At 71.2% G+C, this 3,668-nt stretch carries 1 protein-coding gene; it reads left to right on the top strand.

The genetic code is table 11. The features are described 5' to 3' along the window. Position 1: 1 nt before the first annotated feature. On the top strand, positions 2-3,668 hold a 3,667-nt coding region (locus ABZ919_RS41420), incomplete at its 3' end, for a beta-ketoacyl synthase N-terminal-like domain-containing protein (RefSeq protein WP_361259478.1).

Genomic DNA, 3,668 nt, shown 5'->3' with positions numbered 1-3,668 from the left:
TGTGGACGTGGACTGGAAGGCGGTGTTCACCGGTACCGGTGCCACCCGTGTCGACCTGCCCACCTACGCCTTCCAACGCCACCGCTACTGGCTCGGCGAGACGGCACAGCAGGTGGCCGAGGAGCCCCAGGCCGTCGGGGCGGTGTCCTGGCGCGAGCGTCTCGCCGCCGCCTCCGACGAGGAGCGTGGGCAGACCCTGGAGCAGTTGGTCCGGACGCAGATCGCGATCGTGCTGGAATACGGCTCCGCGGCAGCCGTGGACCCGGCGCGGACCTTCAAGGACCTGGGCTTCGACTCCCTGACCGGGGTGGAGTTGCGCAACCGGCTGAACGAGGCGACGGGGCTGCGGCTGCCGTCCTCGCTGATCTTCGACCATCCGACGCCGACCGCTCTCATGCGGCAGTTGGACGCCGAGGTGCTGGGCACCGGGCACTCGGCCGACGTCCAGGTGCCGGGCAGCACCGGACAGTCGGACGAGCCCATCGCGATCGTGGGGATGGGATGCCGCTTTCCCGGCGGGGTGACCTCGCCGGAGGAACTGTGGGACCTGGTACGAAGCGGGCGCGACGGGATCTCCGCCTTCCCGGTGGACCGTGGCTGGGACCTGGACGGCCTGTACGACCCGGATCCGGAGCAGACGGGCACGTCGTACGTCCGTGAGGGCGGGTTCCTGCACGACGCGGCCGACTTCGACCCGGGGTTCTTCGGGATCTCGCCGCGTGAGGCGCTGGCGATGGACCCGCAGCAGCGGCTGCTGCTGGAGACGTCCTGGGAGGCGTTGGAACACGCGGGCATCGACCCGCTGTCTCTCAAGGGCAGCCACACCGGTGTTTTCGCCGGCGCCATGTCCCAGGACTACGGCATCCAGTTGCACGAAGCCGCAGAAGGCCTCGACGGCTACCTGCTGACCGGCAAGTCGGTCAGCGTGGTCTCCGGGCGGCTGGCATACGCCCTCGGCCTCGAAGGCCCCGCCGTGACGGTGGACACGGCGTGCTCGTCGTCGCTGGTCGCCCTGCACCAGGCGGCTCAGGCCCTGCGGGCGGGCGAGTGCACGCTGGCCCTGGCCGGCGGCGTCACCGTCATGGCGACACCCGGCATGTTCGTGGAGTTCAGCCGGCAGCGCGGGCTCGCCTCCGACGGGCGGTCCAAGGCGTTCTCCGAATCGGCCGACGGGACCTCGTGGGCCGAGGGCGCGGGCATGGTTGTGCTGGAGCGGTTGTCGGATGCGCGGAGGAACAGGCATCCGGTGCTGGCGGTCGTGCGCGGCTCGGCCGTGAACCAGGACGGTGCGAGCAATGGTCTTACGGCGCCGAACGGGCCGTCGCAGCAGCGGGTGATCCGTGCGGCCCTGGCGAACGCCGGGCTGTCGGCCGGTGACGTGGACGCCGTCGAGGCTCACGGTACGGGGACGACTCTCGGGGATCCGATCGAGGCGCAGGCGCTGCTGGCGACGTACGGCCGGGACCGGGAGGCGGATCGGCCGTTGTGGCTGGGGTCGTTGAAGTCGAACATCGGGCATGCGCAGGCTGCTGCGGGTGTTGCGGGTGTGATCAAGATGGTGGAGGCGATGCGGCACGGGGTGCTGCCGCGGACGCTGCACGTCACCGAGCCGACGCGTGAGGTGGAGTGGTCGGCGGGCTCGGTGGAGCTGCTCACTGAGGAGCGGGAGTGGCCGGGGACGGGGGAGCGTCCGCGTCGGGCGGGTGTCTCGTCCTTCGGCGTGAGCGGTACCAACGCGCACGTCATCCTGGAGCAGGCGCCGAAGGCCCAGCGGTCTGTTCCGGCCGAGCCGGTGGCGGTGCCGTGGGTGCTGTCAGGGCGCGGGTCGGAGGCGCTGCGGGGCCAGGCTGTGCGCCTGCTGGCCCGCGTGGAGTGCGCCGCGGACCTCTCCCCGGCGAACGTGGGCTGGACACTGACCGCGGCGCGGGCCGTCCTGGACGACCGGGCTGTCGTGGTCGGCACGGACCGGTCCGCGCTGCTGACCGGGCTACGGGCGCTGGCACGCGGTGAGTCGGCCGCAGGGATGGTGCAGGGCACCACGTCGGGTTCTGGTGGCCGGGTGGTGTTCGTCTTCCCGGGTCAGGGTGCGCAGTGGGCCGGGATGGGTGTGGAGCTGCTGGATTCTGCGCCGGTGTTCGCGGAGCGGTTCGCCGAGTGTGCCCGGGCTCTGACTGAGTTTGTGGACTGGGATGCGGAGGCGGTCCTGCGGGGGGCTTCGGGTGCTCCGTCGTTGGCGCGGGTGGATGTGGTGCAGCCGCTGTCGTGGGCGGTGATGGTGTCGCTGGCCGCGCTGTGGCGTTCGTACGGCGTCGAACCCGCTGCCGTGCTGGGCCATTCGCAGGGTGAGATCGCTGCTGCCTGTGTCGCGGGTGGGCTGACGCTGCGCGATGGCGCTCGTGTGGTCGCGCTGCGTTCGCAGGCGATCGCGGCGAGCCTGGCTGGTGACGGTGGCATGGTGTCCGTGGCTCTGGACGCCGGGCAGGCTGCCGAGCGGATCGCCGGCTGGGACGGCCGTATCGAGATCGCCGCGCTCAACGGCCCCACCTCGGTGGTGGTGGCGGGTGAACCGCAGGCCCTGGACGAGCTGATCGCCGCTTGCGAGGCCGACGGTGTGCGTGCTCGTCGTATTCCGGTGGATTACGCCTCTCACACCTCCCATGTGGAGCGGATCGAGGGGGAGCTGGCCCGGGTCCTGGCCGAGGTGCGTCCGCAGACCTCCACGATCCCGTTCTTCTCCACGGTGGAGGCCGACTGGCTGGACACGCAGGCTCTGGACGCCGGGTACTGGTATCGCAACCTGCGCCGCACGGTCCGTTTCGAGGAGGCGGTCCGCGCCCTCACCGAGCAGGACCACACCGCCTTCGTGGAGGTGTCGGCGCATCCGGTGCTCGCGATGAGCATCCAGGACACCGCCGACGAGGCAGCCGTCACCGGCACCCTGCGCCGTGACGACGGCGGCCTGGACCGCTTCCTGACCTCCCTCGGCGAGTTGTGGGTCCGTGGCGTGGACGTCGAGTGGGCCCAGGCTTTCGCCGGCACCGGTGCGCACCATGTCGAGCTGCCGACGTATGCCTTCCAGCGCAGCCGCTACTGGCTGGAGGCCCCGGCTCGTTCGGATGTGGTGGCGGCTGATCCGGCCGGCGCGCGGTTCTGGGACGCTGTCGAGAGCGAGGACTTCTCGGCCGTCCTCGACACGCTTCAGGTCTCCGAGGACCAGCCGTTCGGTGATGTCCTGCCCGCACTCGTGGCGTGGCGCAAGAACGTTCGGCGGCAGGCGGCGTCCGACGACTGGCGGTACGGCGTCTCCTGGAAGCCGGTGACCGTCGGCCCGGACGTGATGCTGTCGGGGGTGTGGCTGGTCGTGGTGCCTGCGCGGTTGGCGGAGGACTCCTGGACGTCTGGCGTGGTGCGGTCCCTCGAGGTGAGGGGGGCGCGGGTTCGGTTGCTGTCGGTCGAGTCGGGTGTGGACCGGGCGGGGTTGGCCGAGGTGCTGGGGGGTGTGGTGGCTCCGGCCGGGGTGGTGTCGTTGCTGGCTTTGGATGAGTCGGCGCATGGGGTGGGCGACGGGGTTTGGGGTGGTTTGGCCGGCACGTTGGAGTTGGTGCAGGCGTTGGGGGATGCCGGGGTCGGGGCGCCGTTGTGGTGTGTGACTCGGGGTGCTGTGGGTG

This window comes from Streptomyces sp. NPDC046759 (genome assembly GCF_040645475.1).
Lineage (GTDB): Bacteria > Actinomycetota > Actinomycetes > Streptomycetales > Streptomycetaceae > Streptomyces.
This window is presented reverse-complemented; position numbering and strand designations above follow the sequence as displayed.